This window comes from Acidovorax sp. NO-1, from assembly GCF_000238595.1.
Taxonomy (GTDB): Bacteria; Pseudomonadota; Gammaproteobacteria; order Burkholderiales; family Burkholderiaceae_C; genus Acidovorax.
Genome location: NZ_AGTS01000055.1, coordinates 1 through 18,159, shown reverse-complemented (window position 1 = coordinate 18,159; position 18,159 = coordinate 1). Strand labels below are relative to the sequence as shown.

The following is an 18,159-nucleotide window of genomic DNA, read 5'->3' as shown; positions in this document are numbered from 1 at the left end:
ACCTTTACTCTTGCCCTGCGAACCAGTGTTCGCGCGCCTTCATGATCAAGGCTTTGGCATCTTCATCAGACTGTCCGGTCAGGTCGGTCAGTTCATCAATGGCCAGATCGGCCAGGTCGTCACGTGTGTGCACACCGCCTTCGGCCAACTTTGCAATCAGCTCGGGGGTGAGGCCTTCGAGGTCGCGCAGGTCCTGGGAGACCTCTTCCACGCTTTCCTCACGGGCGATTTCCATGGTCAGGAGGGCATCCTTGGCACGGGCGCGCAGCTCGTTCACGGTATCTTCGTCGAAGCTTTCGATCTCCAGCATTTCCTGCAGCGGCACGTAGGCCACTTCTTCCAGGCTGTTGAAACCTTCAGCGATCAGGATGTCAGCGATTTCCTCGTCCACATCGAGCTTTTCCATGAACAGCTTGCGGGCCGTGTCGGTCTCGTTGGCCTGCTTCTGCGCGCTTTCGGCGGCGTCCATGATGTTGATTTTCCAGCCGGTCAGATCGGACGCCAGGCGCACGTTCTGACCACCACGGCCGATGGCGATGGCGAGGTTTTCCTCGTCTACCACCACGTCCATGGCGTGTTTTTCTTCATCGACCACGATGGAGGACACGTTGGCCGGTGCCAGGGCGCCAATCACAAACTGGGCCGGGTCTTCAGACCACAGGACGATGTCCACGCGTTCGCCAGCGAGTTCGTTGGTCACCGCATTCACGCGGGTGCCGCGCACACCTACGCAGGTGCCGATGGGGTCCACGCGCTTGTCGTGCGAGAGCACGGCGATCTTGGCGCGCGAGCCGGGGTCACGTGCGCAGGACTTGATCTCCAGCAGGCCCTGCTCGATCTCGGGCACTTCGTTGCGGAAGAGCTCGATCATGAACTCGGGGGCCGAGCGCGACAGGATGATGGGCGCGCCGCGCAGCGTCAGGTCCACTTCCATGATCATGGCCCGCACGCGGTCGCCGCTGCGCAGGTTTTCCTTGGGGATCATCTCGCCGCGACGCAGACGGCCTTCCACGCGGCCAGACTCGACAATGATGTCGCCCTTGTCCATGCGCTTGACGGTGCCGGTGAAAATCTTCTCGCCACGCGACATGAAGTCGTTGAGCAACATTTCGCGCTCGGCGTCGCGGATCTTCTGCAAGATGACCTGCTTGGCAGCCATGGCGCCAATACGGCCAATCGGCACGGACTCGACACCTTCTTCGATGTACTCGCCCACTTCGATGTCCGGAATGCGGTCCTTCGCATCCATCAGCAGCTCTTCGGCCTCGGGGTTTTGCAGGCCGGCATCATCGGGCACCACCAGCCACCGGCGGAAAGTCTCGTAGTTGCCGCTGTCGCGATCGACGGACACGCGAATGTCCACCTCGCCCTGGTACAGCTTCTTGGTAGCCTGGGCCAAGGCCGATTCCACGGCGCCCAAGACCACATCACGCTCCACGTTCTTTTCGCGCGAAATGGCCTCAACCAACATCAACAATTCGCGATTCATGCGACGACTCTCCTGTTTCAATCACCCGAGGGCGGGGCTGCGCGCTGCAACCACCCACCCCACATTGTTCAGCAGCAAATCAGCCAGGGGCAGCCCCGGCTTTGCCCGCGCGCCCCTTGAAGTCCACGATGGGCGCCAGGCGTACATCCCGGCACTCGTCCAGGGTGAAGCCCATCGCCTGCAACGGGGCGGGCACGCGTTTCTTGCTGACTCTCTGACCTGGCTTGACCGGCGGCTCGTCGCTCCAGACGATCTGCCAGCCCCCGGTCTCGGCCCGCTCCAGCGTGCCGCGAAATTTCTTGCGGGTGGCGTTGACCTGCCCTCCCGCTGCTGCGGCGCCGATGGGCGCCTTCAGGGTGATGTCAATGACCGAGCCCTCGAAGCGCACGAAATCCTGCTCGTGACGCAAGGGGCGGTCGATACCGGGCGACGAGACTTCCAGGCGCTTGTATTCGGCGCCATCCACCTCCAGCGCAAACTGCAGCTGGCGGGTAACCTTCTCGCAATCCTCGACAGTGACAAACTGCTCCACTGGGGGTGTCGGCGCGTCGGCAGCCGGCTGCACCCAGGGCAAATCGATGGTGACGCGCAGAAGGCCGCCGGCGGAGCGTTCGATCTCCACCAGGTCATAGCCCAGACCCGTCACGATTTCTTCAACGACTTGCTGCAATGCCACGTGCTCAGTTCAATCCCGGAAAAACAATCCGACATACGCAAATAAGAATCAGGCCAATCGCCCTCTCCAAGGAAGCACTTTTTTGTGCACCTGTTTGCGTGTGTCCAAAACAAAAAACCCGATAACCCCCGGAGACCCTCTCCGACAGCTTCGAGCTCCAAAAGCGTTCGACCAAAAAAACGGGCGGTTGGTACCCGCCCGCTTGGTCGTGAGAGTTGTATTGTAGCGCGCAAAGGGGTGTTTTGCAAAGACACGCAAGGGGAAAACTGTTGTCAACACGCCCTTTCGCGCCCTTGATTCCTCACCAATGCCAGCGCTCATGCGGCTTGCAGGCCGACAAGGCACAAAAACAGCCCCTTACGCGCACCCCACCAGCGCGGGCAGCTATGACAGTGATAGCGGTTGCAACAGCTCGGCCAGATCGCCCTCGGTGAACATCGGCTCCTTGCGGGCCGCAGCGCCACTGTACAGACTGCCCGCCAACTGGGCCTTGCGCTCCTGCAGCGCCAGGATGCGTTCTTCGATCGTGCCCTGCGCCACCAGCTTGATCACCCAGACGCTCTGCACCTGGCCAATGCGGTGGGCGCGATCGGTGGCCTGGTTTTCCACCGCCGGGTTCCACCAGGGGTCGTAGTGGATCACCGTGTCGGCCTGTGGCAGGTTCAGCCCCACCCCGCCCGCCTTGAGGCTGATGAGGAACAGCGGCACCTGCCCGCTGGTGAACTGTTCAATGATCGCGTCGCGCTTTTGGCTCTGGCCCGTGAGCTTGACCCAGGGCAGGCCGCGCTTTTTCAACTCGGCCTCGATCAGCGTGAGCATGCTGGTGAACTGCGAGAACAGCAAAATGCGCCGCCCTTCGGCGAGCATCTCGGGCAGCAGCGCCATCAACTGGTCCAGTTTGGCCGATGTCTTGACCTTTTTGGCCGCATCCAGTGGCACCAGTTGTGGATGGCAGCAGACCTGGCGCAACTTGAGCAGCGCATCGAGGATGGTGATTTGCGATTTGGCCAGCCCCTTGGACTGCAAAGCCTCGCGCACGGTTTTTTCCATCCCCAAGCGGATGGTTTCGTACACGTCGGCCTGCGCGCCGGTCAGTTCCACGGGCATCACCGATTCGACCTTGGGCGGCAGCTCGCCCGCCACCAGCGCCTTGGTTCGCCGCAGCATGAAGGGCGTGATGCGCGCACGCAGCTGCGCCATGCGCGCGCCGTCGCCCTGCTTTTCGATGGGCGTGCGAAACACTTCCTTGAAGCGCTGCTGGCTTCCCAGAAAGCCCGGCATCAGGAAGTGGAACAGGCTCCAGATCTCACCCAAGTGGTTTTCCATGGGCGTGCCCGACAGGCACAGGCGGTGGCGCGCCTGCAGCTGGCTCACCACCTGCGCGGCGTGGGTGCTGGCGTTCTTGACATTCTGGGCTTCGTCGAGCACCACCAGGTGCCACTGGTGCGCCAGCCAGCGTTCGCGGTCGCGCTGCAGCAGCGAATACGGGGCGATGACGAGGTCGTGCTCGGTGACTTCGTCAGCCACCTGGTGGCGGCCTGCGCCGTGCAGCACCAGGCAGCGCAGGCCGGGGCAAAAGCGCGCGGCTTCGCGCTGCCAGTTGCCCATCAGGCTCACGGGCGCGATGACCAGCGCGGGGTGGGTCAGGCGCCCGGCGTCTTTTTCGACCTGGATGTGGGCCAGCGTCTGCAGCGTTTTGCCCAGGCCCATGTCGTCGGCCAGCACCCCGGCCAGGCCATTGGCGCTCAAGAACTGCAGCCAGTTCAGGCCCTGCTGCTGGTAGGGGCGCAGCGTGGCCAACACGCTGGCGGGCAGCGGCACATCGGGCAAGGCACTGGCGCCCCGCAACTGGGCCACCATGGCACGCAAGGCATCGGCGCCCTGCCACACCGCGCCTTCGCCCAGCGCGGCGCCGGTGCGCAGCGCGTCCAGGCGCGATAGCTTCAGGCTGCCGGCCTGGAAGTCCCGCGCCCGGTCGCCCACCAGATCCATCAGCGCCGCCATCCAGGGCCGCAGGGTGTCGGTGGGCAGGCGCACAAAGCCAGGGCCGCTCAGCGACGGCAGGTAGACATGCGAGGGCAGCTGGGGCAGGCCCGTGGCAGGGTCCAGCGGCTGGGTGGCTGCAGCAGCAATCAGATGGGGCAGCCAGGGCAGGATGTTGTGCCGCACGCCGTCGATGTCCATGCCCAGCGACAGCGCAAACCACGGCGATGTGGCCTCGTCGCCGCCTTCGGGCTGCAGCGCTACATCGAGCGCGTCGGCATGCTGGATCCAGCCGTCCAGCGCCGCATCCAGCGTGATGTCAAAACCGGCGTTTCGCAGCACCTCAAAGCCGTTGTCCGCCCAGTGCATCCAGTCGTTCTGCGAGTGTTCACCCGGAATGCCAAACAGGCCTTCGTCGGTGGCCAGCAGGCCGAGGTCCATCAGGCTTTGGATGGCGTTGAGTTCGGCCCCCGCGTCGCGCTGCAGCAGCACCTGGCCGCCGTCAGCGCCTTGCACCAGCACGGCGAGCTCCTGCCCGGCCCACCAACCAACATGGCCTGCGTAATCGAACTGCAGTTGCGCGGTGATGAGGCCCATGTCTGCCACTTCGTGCGGCGGCGACGGCGCAAGATGCAGACGGGCCACCGGGTTCACCCCGTGCACCCGCGCGAGTGGCCCGAGCACCGGCGGCAGCGGCAACAGCCCACCGATGCGGCGTGCCATGTCGGCATGGTGTTTTTGCAGCGCCGTGGCGCTGAGGGCGGGCGCCTTGAGCAGCATGGCGACCTGCGCCGGGCTCAGGCCCTCGGCCTGCACCGGGCCGCAAACGCCCTCGCTTGCGTCCAGATACAAAGGCGGGTGGTTGTCGCACAGCGTCGCTGACGCGCTGGGCAGCGTGGCCTGCAGTGCCCAGACACCCTCGCCCCCCTGGGCGGGCACCGACTCCTTCCAGCCCCACGTGATGGGCAGCGCATCGCCCCAGCGCAAGGGTGCGCCCACGGTGGACCCGCCCGCGTCCACAAACAGCCGGCCCGTGGCGGCCGCCTGCTCCAGCGCCAGCAAGCCCACAGCCCCTTCCAGCACCCCGATGGGCGCTACGCTGTACGCCGAGTAGTAGCCCACGCTGCGCGGCATGGCGCGCAGCAGCTGCAGCACCTGGCGGTCTGCATCGCTGGCGCGGTCGTACACCGCCTGGCCAGGCCCGGGCTGGGTGCGGATCTGCTTGGGCTTGGCCCAGCCGCCCGTGACCTTGGGGTACGAGACCACGGCTTCCAGCTGCATCTGCGGCACCGTGGTGCGCGACCGCCCCGCGGTGGAGACGAGGTACAGATAGCACTCGGGCCGCCCTGGATGCGCACTTGGCGCCTGCGAGGTGGCGGCGCCCACAGCGCGGTCCCAGTCCTGCAGCCAGTGCACCAGCCGTGCCTCGGCCTCGGCGCGGGCCAAAGCCTCTTTGCGCTCCCGCATTGCCGCCAAAGCATCTGCCGCATGTGATGAGTTCGTTCCGTCCGCAGGGTTCAGTTGCGCGGCCGCAAGCGTCAGGGCCACGGCGTGCTTGCAGTCCCCACCCACAGGGCAAGTGCAATCCCCGGACCAGTGCTTGACCTGCCCGTTGGGCGCAAGAATGAGGTGCACCAGCACCTGGTACGGCGCGGGCAGGCTGCCCTGCACCTCGCCCTCGATGGTCCAGCTGCCTTCGGCCTGGGGGGTGACGTCCATGCGAACCACGTCGGCGCGCCGGTACAGATCCATGCCGCGCGACCATGCGCCCCTGTCGCACTGGGCCTGCAGCGAACTGGTCTGAAACCACGGGGATCGTTGTGTAGCCACAAAAAAATCAAATAAAAAGTGCCTCTAGCGCTTTACCATCAAGCGCTAGCAGCTATAAAAACAGGAGTACACGGAGCGGAGTCGCATGCTGCGCGGCAGGCGCGGTGGGCCGCTACGCGCCGCGGGCGGTACGCACGCGCTCGAACACTTGCTGCGCCTCTCCGCCTGCGCCGGCACTGCCCGGTGCTGCGGCCTGCAAGCTGGTCAACAACCGCGCCAGCACGGGCGCCTGGGGCAGCAAGGGCCCCAGAAACAGCGCGCGCTCGCCATCGGCGATTAGCAGGGTGGGGAAGGTCTCCACATCCAGATCACCGGCGATGTCCGAGTCGTCCTCGATGTCCACCCATTCGAACCGCACCTCCGGATGCGCCCGGGCCAGTTCGTCAAACAGGGGGCGGTACACACCGCAGGTGCCGCACCATGCTGCGCACAGGCACACCGCCCACCAGCCGCCGCGCGCGGGGAGTTCAGGACTTGATGGCGGTGGGGATTCTGGCAATGCGGCCGGGCTTTGCATCTAAGGGGCTCCTGGGGGTCGGTCAGCACGCGGCCGGGCTGCGAGCAGGCGAACCGCCGCCCCAGCAACTGCTACATGCCGCGCCGTTCGCGGGCGCGATAAACCTCGATGGTACCCACACCGGGGGCCTGGTTGCCCCAGCTGTTGCGCACAAAGGTGGTCACGGCCGCGATGTCTTCGTCGGACAACAACTGCTGGAACGGTGGCATGCCGTGCGGGCGCGGGTTGCCTGCGGTGGCGGGTAGGTAGCCGCCCTGCAGCACCACGCGCACCAGGTTGGTCGGGTCGGCCAGCATCACTGCGCGGTTGCCCGCCAGCGCGGGGAAGGCACCGGGCTCGCCCTGGCCCCGGTCGCCGTGGCACTGGGCGCATTGCTGCTCGTACACCTTGCCGCCACGCGCCATGGCGCTGGCCGGGGGCGCGGCCACGGTGGCGGGCGGTGTGCTGCCCTGCTGCGGCAGGGCCTGCAGGTACACGCCCATGGCGCGGGCATCGACGTCGGTGAGGTACTGCGTGCTGCGGAACACCACCTCGGCCATGGGGCCCAGCACCGAGCCCTGGGGGGCCACGCCGGTTTTGAGCAGTGCGACCACGTCGTCCGTCTTCCACTCTTTGACGCCCGCTTCCTGCGCAGCATTGAGCGCAGGGGCATACCAGTTCTGCACCGGGATCAGCCCGCCGGTGAAGGCCTTGGCATCGGTGGTGGCGCCCAGTGCATTGCGCGGCGTGTGGCAGGCGGTGCAGTGACCCAGGCCGTTGACCAGGTACGCGCCCCGGTTGTACTCGGCCGTTTGCAAAGGCTCGTGCTGGGGCGCGCCGGGCGTGAAGAACAGCGCACGCCACACGGCCAGCGCCGCCTGCGTGTTGTACGGAAAGCGCAGGGCGTGGTCGCGGTTGGCCTCCGCGACGGCGGGCAGGCTTTGCAGGTAGGCAAAGATGGCGTCCGAATCCTCGCGCGTCACCTGCGTGTAGTTGGGGTACGGGAAGGCCGGGTAGAGCAGGCGCCCGTCCTTGCTGCGGCCGTGGTGCATGGCGCGCCAGAACTCGGCAGAGGTCCACGCGCCGATCCCATGGGCCTTGTCGGGCGTGAGGTTGGAGCTGTGCATCACGCCAAACGGCGTCTCGATGCCGCGCCCACCCGCAAACGGCGCGCCGCCCTGCGTGGTGTGGCAGGCCATGCAGTTGCCGACGCGGGCCAGGTATTCGCCGCGCTGCACCAGCGCGGGCGTGCTCTGCAGCGTCTCGTTGGGGGGCAGCGGTTCTTCACCACGCAGGTTCAGGGTGATCAGCACGGCTGCGGCAATGCCAAGGGCCGCCAGCACGCAAGAGAGGGACCAGAGGATGCGTTTCATCGGGGCATCCTTTCTCAGCGTGCCGCAGCGGCGACTACAGGCACTTCGGCCACGCCACCGCAGCGTGCGGGCATGGCGGCAGGCAAGGTACGGGCAGGCTTGCCGCCTGCTGCCACGGGCTGGGCGGCCAGCCAGGCAGAGACCGCGCTCACATCGTCGGGCGTGAGCTGGCGGGCAATATCGGCCATGCAGTCGGGCGCATGTGCGCGGCGCTGGCCGGTCTTCCAGGCGCCGAGCTGGCTGTTGAGGTAGTCGCGCGGCAGGCCCAGCAGGCCGGGTATGGACGGCTCCACCCCCGTCATGGCTGCGCCATGGCAGGCCACGCAGGCGGGGATGTTGCGGGCCACGTCGCCCACTTGCACCAGCTTGCGGCCTTGCTCCAGCGCAGCGGGGGGTGCCTGGGGCGCGGGCGGTGGCGGATAGGGCACATCCAGCGCGGCGAAGTGGTCGGCCATCTCGCGCAGGTAGTCGTCCGTCAGGTGCTCTATCAGGTAAGTCATCTGCGGGTAGCTGCGCCGCCCGTCGCGAAAGTTGATGAGCTGGTTGGCCAGGTAGCCCGCAGGCTTGCCCGCAATGCGCGGAAAGTAGCCGTCGGGCGTAGCCCGCCCCTCCTTGCCGTGGCAGGCGGTGCAGGCCAGCACGCGCGAGGCCATGGATGACGCGGGCACCGTGGCCGCCGGGGTTGCTGGCGCCGCGCTGGCCGGCGCGGTCTGGGCCTGGGCGCCAGCGCTCAAGGCCATCGCGGCCACCGCAGCGGCAGCAGACAGGAAAGAAACAGGGCGCAGCAGGCTGCGCAGGCAATCGATCATGGGGAATTGTCCGTGGGAAACCTGTCGGTGGGCGCACAAGGGGCATGCGCCAAGGCTTGCACCGACACGCCACGGCACTTTACGCGCTGGCTGAAAAACAGTACAGATTCAGTTTCAAGTTAAAAATACAGATCAGTTTGCCCCCCGCCCTGCCCATGAAACGCTACGAACGCCACGCTGACACCATCGCGCAGCTCATCCACAGTGGCGCGCTGCGCCCCGGCGACCGCGTACCCTCGGTGCGCGAAGCCAGCCGCACGCAGGGCATCAGCCCGTCCACCGTGTTCGAGGCGTATTACCTGCTGGAGGCCCAGGGCCTGATCCACGCGCGCCCGCGCTCGGGCTATTACGTGAGCGCCCGGGTGCCCGCCGCCGAGGCCCGGTCAGCCGAGCCCCTGCCCTCGCGCACGGCCGCCACTTCCACCGGCGTGGCCATCAGCGATCTGGTGTTCGAGGTACTGGGCCTGGCGCGCGACCGCAACCTGGTGCCGCTGGGCTCGGCCTTTCCAGGGCTGGAGCTGTTTCCGCTGGACCGCCTGGCGCGGTGCCTGGCCAGCGGCATGCGCAAGCTCGACCCGTGGACCATCGTGCAAAGCCTGCCGCCCGGCGACGAACGCCTGCGCCAGCAGATTGCGCTGCGCTACGGGCTGCACGGCATGGCGGTGGATGTGGAAGAAATCATCATCACCAACGGTGCGATGGAGGCGCTCAACCTGTGCCTGGAGGCCGTCACCCAGCCCGGCGATGTGGTGGTGGTCGAATCGCCCACCTTCTACGCCGCGCTGCAGGCGCTGGAACGGCTGAACCTGCAGGCGCTGGAAATCGCCACCCACCCGCGCGACGGCATCGACCTGGCCGCGCTTGCCGAGGCGCTGGAACGCCAGCCACCCCACCAGCCTGTCAAGGCCTGCTGGCTCATGCCCAGTTTTCAGAACCCGCTGGGCAGCCTGATGCCCGCGGACAAAAAACGCGAGCTGGTGGCCCTGCTGGCGCACCACGGCGTACCGCTGATCGAAGACGACGTGTATGGCGAACTGCACTTCGGCCCCCAGCGCCCGCCACCGACCAAGGCGTTTGACGGTGCGGGGCTGGTGATGCACTGCAGCTCGTTCAGCAAAAGCCTGGCGCCCGGCTACCGCGTGGGCTGGGTGGCGGCGGGCCGCTTCGCCACGGCGGTGCAACGGCTCAAGCTCATGACCACGCTTTCGGCCGCCACGCCGTCGCAGCAGGCGCTGTCCGAATACCTGGCCCAAGGCGGCTACGACCGCCACTTGCGCGCACTGCGCCGCAGCCTGGAACAACAGCAGGCCATCGCGCTGGCGGCGGTGGCCCGGCACTTTCCGCCCGGCACGCGCGTATCGCAGCCCGAGGGAGGCTACTTTCTGTGGGTGGAGCTTCCGCCACAGGTCAACGCCCTGGATCTGCACTGCCGGGCACTGCAGCACGGCATCAGCCTGGCCCCGGGGCAGATCTTTTCGGCAGACCAGCGTTTTGCAAACTGCGTGCGCATCAACTATGGGCACCCGGCGCGGGGGCTCCTGGAGCCCGCACTGCAGACCGTGGGGGCGCTGGCCGCGAACAAAACGCCTGCAAACATCCTCAATTACTCCTGAATTCATAGCTGTTTGCGCTTTACAGATAAGCGCTGGAGTCATATTTTTCATATATTTTTGCTGTGCATACCGGCACCGCACATGCTGGCAGCCAAGCCGTGTGTTGGAAGCACCCAACCTCGGGTTCTCCCCACATCGGCGCGACGATTGCATGGGCATACTGGCGCCCACCCGGCTGAGCCCGCGTGCCTGAGCCCCGGCCACCGGGGGCTCGCCCCCTTCCTACCCACCACCCATGGCCACCACGCCCCAGCCTGTCCCGTTTCTGACCGTGGAAGACGAAGACGACTGGGTCGTCTCGTTTGCGCTGTGCCCGCAGGGCGGCAATCGCCTCACGCTCATGCGTGCGCCCCGGCTCGAATTCATGATGCACCCCGAGCAGCGCGGCGTCTCGGTGGCAGCAGAAACACCCCCGCACCGCGCGCAACTGGTGGCGGTGCAGTGGGGCAGCACCAGCGTGGATGTGGTGTCTACCGAGCGGCGCTACCGCCTGGACGTCAGCAAGATCGACGGCCGCACACTGGCCGCCGCGATGCGGGTGCTGGGCAAGATGAATTTTGACCAGCGGTTCCAGCTCGCCAGTCTTTAGCCGCAACAGCGGGATAATCCCGGCCACTGTCCGGCCAACGCCGCGCACCCAGGCCCGCCCTCCCGGCCAGCGCCCTCCACAGAGCGCGCATCGCAGCCCCTGGGCAGCGGTGGAGCGGCTGGCGCCCCCCTGCACGCACCGTCCATCCCATGTCCCAGGCCTTTCGCAACACCCTGCTTTCACTGCGCGATCTGATCGTGTCCGCCGGCCCGCTGGCCATCCTGGCCGTGGCGCTGGTGGTGCTGGCGTACTGGTGGCTCAACCCCAATCCGCCCAAAACCGTCACGCTGGCCACCGGCCCGGCGCAAAGCGCCTACGAAGAGTTTGGCAAGCGCTACCAGAAAGCACTGGCAGCCGAAGGCATCAACGTTCTGCTCCTGGCCAGCGACGGGTCTTCGCACAATCTGGAGTTGCTGCGCGAGGGCAAGGCCGATGTGGCCTTCGTGCAGGGCGGCACGGCCGAACTGCAACCCGACGACACCGACGAACTGGTGTCACTGGGCAGCCTCTTTGTGGAGCCGGTGTGGCTGTTCTACCGATCGGACAGCGCAGAGCGCAGGGCCAGGTCCCCCCGCATTGACAACCTGCGGCAACTGCGCGGCTGGCGGGTGAATGTGGGCTCGGAGGGCAGCGGAGTGCCCCGGCTCATGGAGCGGCTGCTGGAGGCCAACAAGCTGGCGCCCGGCGACGTGCAGATGTCCCGGCTGGACCAGACGCCCGCCACGGTGAAGTTTCTGGCAGGCGAGCTGGACGCGCTGGTGTTTGCCTCGGCCCCCGAGTCGCTCATGGTGCAGATGCTGTTGCAGACACCCGGGGTGCAGCTGCTCGACTTTCCGCAGCATGAAGCCTATGCACGGCGCTTTCCCTTTCTCACGCCGGTGACACTGCCGCGCGGCGTGGTGGACCTGGCGGCCAATGTGCCGGCAGGGGATGTGCGGCTGGTGGCGTCCACCACCTCGATGCTGGCGCGCGAAGCCACGCACCCTGCGCTGCTCACGCTGTTCGCCCAGAACGCCCAGAAGCTGCACGGTGGCTCGGGCTGGTTCAACCGGGCCCGGGAGTTCCCCAACTCGCGCCACAGCGAGCTGCCACTTTCCAAGGAAGCCGACCGCGCCATGAACGAGCCGGTACCGATGCTGCAGCGCTACCTGCCGTTCTGGCTGGCGAACCTGATCGAGCGCATGTGGCTGGTGCTGGGCATCCTGCTGGCCATCATGCTGCCGCTGTCGCGCGTCGTGCCGCCGCTGTACCAGTTCAGGGTGCGTTCACGGGTGTTCCGCTGGTATGGCCGGCTGCGTGAAATCGAGAACGACATGGAGACCGGCAAGGCAGCGCCAGCCGAACTCCTGCAGGCGCTCGATGCGCTGGAGGCGCAGGCTGAAAAGGTGAGCGTGCCGCTGTCGTATGCCGACGAGTTGTACGCATTGCGCAACCACATCCACCTGGTGCGCAAGAAGCTGCTGCGCACTTGAGGTAAGTACCGGAGGCGCGTATCCGCCCGGCCCACCGGGGGCCTGCGTCAGCGCGTCTTGGGGGGCTTGCCCGCCAAGGGGGCCGCCCTGGATGCAACGCCCGACGGTTTGCGGGGCGATCCTGACGCCGCGGCGTCCAGGGCGCGGGTGGTGGTCACGGGAGGCAGCAGGCGCAAGGAGCCATCCGTGAACAACTTGTCGCGCATGCGCCGGGTCATCGACTGCGTGCTGGCATCCGGCGCCGTGAAAAGGAACAGCGTGCCGTGCGGGCTGGCCCAGGTGAGCTGGGTGCGCACGACCCGACCGTTGGTGACAAGCTCCACCCAGGCGCCTATGACAAAGTCTGCATAGGGGTCAGGCGCGGCAACAGGCGCCTCGGCGGTGTCCACAGGCGCTTGGGCAGAAGGCTCCGCCGAAGCAGGTTCCGCGGCTGGTGCGGACTCGGGCGCTGGCTCGGGTTCTGGCGATGACGCCGCGGCGGGCGCCGGTTTTTCAAACGCTGACTGGTGCAACCCCACCAGCCGCTGCAAAAACGCACTGGTCTGGGTGGGGGGGTAATTGATGGTCTTGAGGCCCTTGCGCAGCTTGGCCAGCAGCCCGGGGATGGCCTCGTTCAGACGGTCCGGCTCCAGGCGGGTGAGGTCGGGCTGCGCGCTCCACAGCAGCACCGGCACCAGCGCCAGGTACCCGCCCGGGTCTTCGTCCTTGCCGTCGCCGCCCTTGAGGACCTGCGCCAGCGCAATCACGTCTGCCCAGGGGCCGGCCGCAAAGTCCAGCACGTCGGCCGGCACATTGCCCAGGCCAGGCAGCTTGCGGATGTCGGCAGCCGTTTTTTCTGCCAGCATCTCGCGCTGCTCGGCCTGCAACAGGGTTTTCTGCTGCTCCTCCTGCTGGGCCTTGATCTTTTTCTCTTGCGTATCCCAGGCAGACTGCAGCGCCTTGAGCACCGAGTCAAACGGCCCGGCGTCCCGGATGTCGTTGGCGGTGAGGTGCCCCACGGCACCCTGCACCAGGCGCATGAAACGGCTGAACCCGGGCGTGGACTCCTCGGCAAACGCAAGGCTGCGCTGCGTCAGCTCGTCCAGCAGGATGCGCGCAGGGTGCGTCGCATCGGTAAAGAACCGCGTGTCGTGCGTCACCAGCTGCTTGAGGGCCGGCTCCAGGCTTTTCACCGCCTGTTGCACGGGCGGCAGCAGCCGGGTGTCCTGGGCAATGTTCTGCATCATGCGGCCTACCACCTCCATGGCCACCGCAGGCGACTGTGCTGCGGCCTCCATGGGCATCGCGGCGTAAACCACCGGCGCCACACCCGAGGCGCGCCATCCAGACAAGGGCGCCGACAGGGAAGCCGCCGGGCTGCCGTTGGCAAGCCGGCCCACCAGACGCTCGAGCTGGGCCATGTCTTCAATGGCCTCTGCCGCCGCACCGGCTGGGAAGTACCCGCCTGCGTGCGCCATGGGCGCGCCCTGCGCGCCCCCCACCGGCATCCCCACCACAGGCCCACCCCAGCCCGGCTGCAGCGCCACCGGCTGAGATGGCATCACGCCATGCGCGGGGACGCTGAACGGGTCTCCACCCGCCAGCATCTGGCGCAGGATGCCCACGGTGAGCAACGCTTCTTCCGCAGCCGGCGCCATGGCGGACTGCATGGAATCCCCGCTCCAGCCCGTCGACGGACCGCCACCACGGCCGTACCCGGTGGTGCCGTATTCGCTCATGGGTGCGCTGGTCGAATGACCGTAGCCGGAATATCCGCTGCCGTATCCGGTGCCCATCCCGGTGTTCATGCCGGGGCCACCGTAACCGCCGCCGCGCCCGCCCTGCCCGCCCGGCGTGCCCACCACGGCATACCCCACGGGTTGCACGCCGTGTTCGCGCAGGCTGGCGGCTGTCTTCTTGTATTCCTCCACCAGCAGCTTGCCCAGCAGGTCACGCATGTGCTGCATCCACAGCTGGCGCACCTCGGCAGAAACACCGGTGTCACCCACCACCCGCTGAAGGGCACGGATGTAGCTCTCGGGCCGCAGCGGGTTGCGCTCGGGCTGCACGCTGCGAAGCCCCTGCGCAGAACTGACCAGCGTGTTGAGCTCTGCCAGCACGGCATCGGTGGCATGCAGCGCGGATTGCTGCGCCTTGGAGAGCTCGACCTGCGCCTGCATTTCGCTCTCGTCCATGAGCGAGAGCTCGCCAAAGTCCATTCCGGTGTCTTCCGCGGAGCTGCGGCCTTTGGCGGCAGAAGGGCCCTCCGCAAAAATCTCCAGCAGCGCCATTGGATAGCCCTTGACCAGCGCTGCTTCGTGCTGGGTCAGCAGGCGCAGGCTGTCACTGACCAGATTGCGCTGCTGGATGTTGCGCACCACAGACTCTTCCGCCGTCAGGGCCCCCTGCGTGACCTTGACCAGTTCCTGCATCAAGGCCTCGCCCCCGCGCACGGCGTTGACGACACAAGCGCGAAAAACGGTTCTCGAACGAGAAGCAGGCTGGGACATGGTGGGGAGGAATCAATTGCCCGACGGGGCTCCGGGTGCAATGCTACTTGACCAGACGCCCTATTTGAGGGCCTTGAACCGCATACGCTTGGGTTTTGCGCCTTCTTCGCCCAGACGCTTCTTCTTGTCGGCCTCGTACTCCTGGTAGTTGCCGTCGAAGAACGTCCACTGGCTGTCGCCTTCAGCGGCCAGGATGTGCGTGGCAATCCGGTCGAGGAACCAGCGATCGTGGCTGATTACCAACACTGTGCCCGCATATTCGAGCAGGGCGTCTTCCAGTGCACGCAGGGTTTCCACGTCCAGGTCGTTGGAGGGTTCGTCCAGCAGCAGCACGTTGCCGCCCGCGATCAGTGTCTTGGCCAGATGCAGGCGACCGCGTTCACCACCGGAAAGCAAGCCGACCTTCTTTTGCTGGTCGCCGCCGTTGAAGTTGAAGCGCCCGGCGTAGGCACGGCTGGCCATGGTGAACTTGCCGATGTTGATCATGTCCAGGCCACCGGAGATGTCTTCCCACACGGTCTTGTCGTCCGACAGGGCATCGCGGTGCTGGTCCACAAAGGCCATCTTCACCGTGGCACCGATCACCACCTCACCGCTATCGGGCTTCTCGCGGCCAGCGATGAGCTTGAACAGGGTCGATTTACCGGCACCGTTCGGGCCGATGATGCCGACGATGGCGCCTGCCGGGATCGTCATGGACAGGTTGTCAATGAGCACGCGGTCGCCAAACGACTTGGTGACGTTGTGGAATTCGATCACCTGTGTACCCAGGCGCTCGGCCACAGGAATGAAGATTTCCTGCGTTTCGTTGCGCTTTTGGTATTCGTAGTCGCTCAGTTCCTCGAAGCGGGCAATACGCGCCTTGCTCTTGGCCTGGCGGCCCTTGGCGTTCTGGCGCACCCATTCCAGTTCCTTCTTCAGGGCCTTGGCGCGGGCTTCCTCACCCTTGTTTTCGGATTCCAGGCGGGCCTGCTTCTGGTCCAGCCAGGTGCTGTAGTTGCCCTTGTAGGGGTGGCCATAGCCCCGGTCCAGCTCCAGGATCCACTCGGCCGCGTTGTCGAGGAAGTAGCGATCGTGGGTGATGGCCACCACGGTGCCAGGGAAGCGGTGCAGGAACTGCTCCAGCCAGTCCACCGATTCGGCGTCCAGGTGGTTGGTGGGCTCGTCGAGCAGCAACATGTCGGGCTTGGACAGCAGGAGGCGGCACAGCGCCACACGGCGCTTTTCACCACCCGACAGCAGGCCGATCTTGGCATCCCAGGGCGGCAGGCGCAGCGCATCGGCTGCGATTTCAAGCTGGTGCTCGGAGTCCGTGCCCGCGGTGGCGATGATGGCTTCAAGGCGCGCCTGCTCGGCCGCCAGGGCATCGAAATCCGCATCTGGCTCTGCATAAGCGGCATACACCTCTTCGAGCTTGGCCTTGGCGGCAAACACCTCGCCCATGGCCTCTTCTACGCTTTCGCGCACCGTGTGCTCGTTGTTGAGCTGGGGTTCCTGGGGCAGATAGCCGATCTTGATTCCCGGCATGGGGATGGCTTCGCCTTCGATCTCCTTGTCGACGCCGGCCATGATCTTGAGCAGTGTGGACTTGCCGGAACCGTTCAGACCCAGCACGCCGATCTTGGCGCCGGGGAAGAAGCTCAGGGAAATGTCTTTCAAGATCTGCCGCTTGGGTGGCACGGTCTTGGAGACGCGATTCATCGAGTAAACGTATTGGGCCATGGGGGTTCTGACTTGCGAAAGTGGGCAGGATGTCTGCATCCGAGCCTGTCCAGGAGGTCATTTCCGGGCCTCCGGAAAAGACAGAACAAGCTCTCAAACCTTGGATTATCGGTCCATGCGACAATACCCCTCGTTGCGGGCTCCAGTTGCCCGCCACATCAGCACACTGCTGGGGACGAAGGAAGCCACGCTTCCGGGCTCCCAATCCTGAACTCATCCGCCTGAGACTGGCTCAGCAACCGCCCGGTTGCACGACAGGCAGATACCCGGCGCCCCGGACGGGCGCATCCTACGACATGACATTTGACGAACTGAACCTGGCTCCTGCCATCCTGAAGGCCGTGCACGAAACGGGCTACGAAACCCCGACGCCCATTCAGGCCCAGGCCATTCCCGCCGTGATGGAAGGCCATGACCTTCTGGCCGGCGCACAGACCGGGACCGGCAAGACCGCTGCGTTCACCCTGCCCATGCTGCACCGCCTCTCGCAAAGCGCTGCGCCCAAGAACAAGTTTGGTGGCAAGGGCATCCGTGCCCTGGTGCTCACCCCCACCCGTGAACTCGCCGCCCAGGTGGAAGAGTCGGTCCGCGAATACGGCAAATACCTGGATATCAACTCCACCGTCGTTTTCGGCGGCGTGGGCATGAACCCGCAGATCGACCGTATCAAGCGCGGCGTGGACATCCTGGTGGCCACCCCCGGCCGCCTGCTCGACCTGCAGCAACAGGGCTTTCTGGACCTGTCCACCGTGCAGGTGCTGGTGCTGGATGAAGCCGACCGCATGCTGGACATGGGCTTCATCCACGACGTGAAAAAGGTGCTGGCCCTGGTGCCCAAGGACAAGCAAAGCCTGCTGTTCTCGGCCACTTTCAGCGACGAAATCCGCGACCTGGCCAACACCCTGCTCAAGAACCCCCAGAGCATCCAGGTCACCCCGCGCAACACCACCGTGCAGCGTATCTCGCAGGTGATCCACCCCGTGGGCCGCGGCAAGAAAAAGCAGGTGCTGCTGCACATCATCCAGCAGCACAACTGGAGCCAGGTGCTGGTGTTCACGCGCACCAAGTTCGGCGCCAACAACGTGGCCGAGTTCCTGACCAAGAACGGCGTGCAGGCCATGGCTTTGCACGGCAACAAGAGCCAGAGCGCCCGCACGCAGGCACTGGCTGGATTCAAGAGCGGCGAGATCCGCGCGCTGGTGGCCACCGACATCGCCGCACGCGGCATCGACATCGATGACCTGCCCCACGTCGTCAACTACGAAATCCCCAACGTCTCCGAAGACTACGTGCACCGCATTGGGCGCACCGGCCGCGCAGGCGCCACGGGCGAAGCCGTGAGCCTGGTCTGCATGGACGAAGAAGGCTTCATGATGGACATCGAGCGCTTCACCAAGCAGCAGATTCCTGTCCAGGTGATCGAAGGTTTTGGCCCAGAACCTGGCGAGAAGGCCGAGCCCATCGCCATGGGCCGCCAGACGATCTGGGGTGGCGCGGGCAAGCCGCCCAGCCGTGAAGTGATGCAGGCAGCCGCCAAGGCAGCGCGCAGCGAAATGATGGACCGCATCCGCACCAACAAGGCAGGCCAGGGCGGCGGCCAGGGTGGTGATCGCGCCCC

Annotated in this window: 12 protein-coding genes; 4 read left to right on the top strand and 8 right to left on the bottom strand. The window is 66.0% G+C overall.

The window, feature by feature from the left end:
- Positions 1 to 4: 4 nt before the first annotated feature.
- The 6 genes from nusA to KYG_RS06225 all read right to left on the bottom strand — a co-directional run bounded on the left by nusA (position 5) and on the right by KYG_RS06225 (position 8,656).
- Positions 5 to 1,489, bottom strand: coding sequence for a transcription termination factor NusA (gene nusA / locus KYG_RS06250; protein WP_008904002.1), 1,485 nt, complete (start codon positions 1,487 to 1,489; stop codon positions 5 to 7).
- 79 nt (positions 1,490 to 1,568) lie between these two features.
- Complete coding sequence (gene rimP / locus KYG_RS06245; RefSeq protein ID WP_008904001.1) at positions 1,569 to 2,165, bottom strand: ribosome maturation factor RimP; 597 nt, start codon at positions 2,163 to 2,165, stop codon at positions 1,569 to 1,571.
- A gap of 384 nt (positions 2,166 to 2,549) precedes the next feature.
- A complete protein-coding gene (locus tag KYG_RS06240) occupies positions 2,550 to 5,900 on the bottom strand; it encodes a DEAD/DEAH box helicase (RefSeq protein WP_008904000.1) in 3,351 nt (1,116 codons plus the stop codon).
- 190 nt (positions 5,901 to 6,090) lie between these two features.
- Positions 6,091 to 6,495, bottom strand: coding sequence for a thioredoxin family protein (locus KYG_RS06235; protein ID WP_034693419.1), 405 nt, complete (start codon positions 6,493 to 6,495; stop codon positions 6,091 to 6,093).
- Positions 6,496 to 6,566: 71 nt separating this feature from the next.
- The gene (locus tag KYG_RS06230) at positions 6,567 to 7,847 is read right to left on the bottom strand and encodes a cytochrome c (protein ID WP_008903998.1); all 1,281 of its coding nucleotides are present in this window, start codon (positions 7,845 to 7,847) and stop codon (positions 6,567 to 6,569) included.
- A gap of 14 nt (positions 7,848 to 7,861) precedes the next feature.
- The gene (locus KYG_RS06225; protein ID WP_008903997.1) at positions 7,862 to 8,656 is read right to left on the bottom strand and encodes a c-type cytochrome; all 795 of its coding nucleotides are present in this window, start codon (positions 8,654 to 8,656) and stop codon (positions 7,862 to 7,864) included.
- Positions 8,657 to 8,811: 155 nt separating this feature from the next.
- Between KYG_RS06225 and KYG_RS06220 the strand changes: the two genes are divergently transcribed.
- The 3 genes from KYG_RS06220 (at position 8,812) to KYG_RS06210 (ending at position 12,330) form a co-directional block, all read left to right on the top strand.
- The gene (locus tag KYG_RS06220; RefSeq protein ID WP_034693416.1) at positions 8,812 to 10,269 is read left to right on the top strand and encodes a PLP-dependent aminotransferase family protein; all 1,458 of its coding nucleotides are present in this window, start codon (positions 8,812 to 8,814) and stop codon (positions 10,267 to 10,269) included.
- Positions 10,270 to 10,504: 235 nt separating this feature from the next.
- Entirely contained in the window at positions 10,505 to 10,858 is a 354-nt protein-coding gene (locus tag KYG_RS06215; RefSeq protein WP_008903995.1) for a hypothetical protein, read from the top strand.
- A gap of 149 nt (positions 10,859 to 11,007) precedes the next feature.
- Entirely contained in the window at positions 11,008 to 12,330 is a 1,323-nt protein-coding gene (locus tag KYG_RS06210) for a TAXI family TRAP transporter solute-binding subunit (RefSeq protein WP_008903994.1), read from the top strand.
- A gap of 47 nt (positions 12,331 to 12,377) precedes the next feature.
- Here the strand turns inward: KYG_RS06210 and KYG_RS06205 are convergent, their stop codons facing one another.
- Complete coding sequence (locus KYG_RS06205) at positions 12,378 to 14,819, bottom strand: DUF1631 family protein (RefSeq protein ID WP_034693413.1); 2,442 nt, start codon at positions 14,817 to 14,819, stop codon at positions 12,378 to 12,380.
- A gap of 60 nt (positions 14,820 to 14,879) precedes the next feature.
- On the bottom strand, positions 14,880 to 16,541 hold the full coding sequence (gene ettA, locus KYG_RS06200) for an energy-dependent translational throttle protein EttA (protein ID WP_008903992.1): 1,662 nt from the start codon (positions 16,539 to 16,541) through the stop codon (positions 14,880 to 14,882).
- Between the two features lie 296 nt (positions 16,542 to 16,837).
- Between ettA and KYG_RS06195 the strand changes: the two genes are divergently transcribed.
- Positions 16,838 to 18,159, top strand: a 1,322-nt coding sequence (locus KYG_RS06195) for a DEAD/DEAH box helicase (protein WP_008903991.1), incomplete at its 3' end; no start/stop codon positions are given.